Consider the following 1,149-nt stretch of genomic DNA (forward strand, 5'->3'; position numbering starts at 1 on the left):
GGATTCGGTGAAGCACCACATGTTAAGCGATGTGGAAGTCGGCGCGTTTTTATCCGGGGGAGTGGACTCCGGGTATCTGGCTTCTGCCTCCGGTGCAGATCAGGCATTCACAGTGGGATTTGATGAGGGAGACCGATATAGTGAAGTCAACAAAGCTGCCAAAGTGGCAGAAAAAGCAGGCTTGAAACACCATGTGAAAATCATATCCAAGCAGGAATTCTGGGATGCCCTTCCAGATGTGATGTATCATATGGATGAACCACTTGGGGATGCCTCTGCAGTTGCACTTTATTTTCTTTCCAAAGAGGCTGCCGGACATGTTAAGGTAGTCCTTTCCGGGGAAGGCGCAGATGAACTTTTCGGCGGATACAATATTTACAGAGAACCTGAAGCATTAAAGAAAGTTGCCTGGATTCCGTTCGTGCTCAGATGCGCTGTCAGAAAACTGGCTGCAAAGCTGCCAGACGTGAAAGGACGGGATTTCCTTATCCGCGCAGGAATGAAAGTAGAAGAACGCTTCATCGGAAATGCATATATTTACTGTGAAAAAGAGAAAGCACAGATTTTGAAAAATAAAGTAACAGGACCTTCCACGCAGGAGTATTTAAGTCAATTTTATGAAGAGCTTGAGTCAGAAAACAGAGGCTCACTTCAAGACATGGAAAAAATGCAGTCTGTAGATCTGAACTACTGGCTTCCTGGCGATATTTTGCAGAAAGCAGATAAAATGAGCATGGCACATTCCCTGGAAGTCAGGGTACCATTTCTGGATAAAGAAGTTTTTAACTTTGCAGCAAAGCTTCCGAAAGAAGCCAAGATTGCAGCAGGTACAACCAAATATATTTTCCGTAAAGCTGTTTCAGAATTTCTTCCACAGGAAACCAATGAACGGAAGAAACTTGGTTTTCCCATTCCAATCCGTGTGTGGCTGCGGCAGAATGACTGGTATCAGATGGTAACAGATTTATTTACCTCGAAAGAAGCAGAAGAATTTTTCCATACAGAGAAACTGCTCCAGCTCCTGAACGACCATAAAGATAAAAAAGCAGATAACAGCCGTAAAATCTGGACAGTTTTAACATTCCTTATCTGGTACGATAGATTTTTTACTACATGTTCGAAGTGAGAGAGTTGGTTATGAGACGGTAA

Annotated in this window: 1 protein-coding gene; it reads left to right on the top strand. The window is 43.4% G+C overall.

Going from position 1 to position 1,149, the window contains the following annotated elements:
• The coding region (locus WKT11_RS19770) for an asparagine synthetase B family protein (RefSeq protein WP_147348326.1) at positions 1-1,126 on the top strand (1,126 nt) is incomplete at its 5' end.
• Positions 1,127-1,149: the final 23 nt, after the last annotated feature.

Origin of the sequence: Blautia sp. HCN-1074, from assembly GCF_037890165.1 — a bacterium.
GTDB lineage: Bacteria > Bacillota > Clostridia > Lachnospirales > Lachnospiraceae > Blautia_A.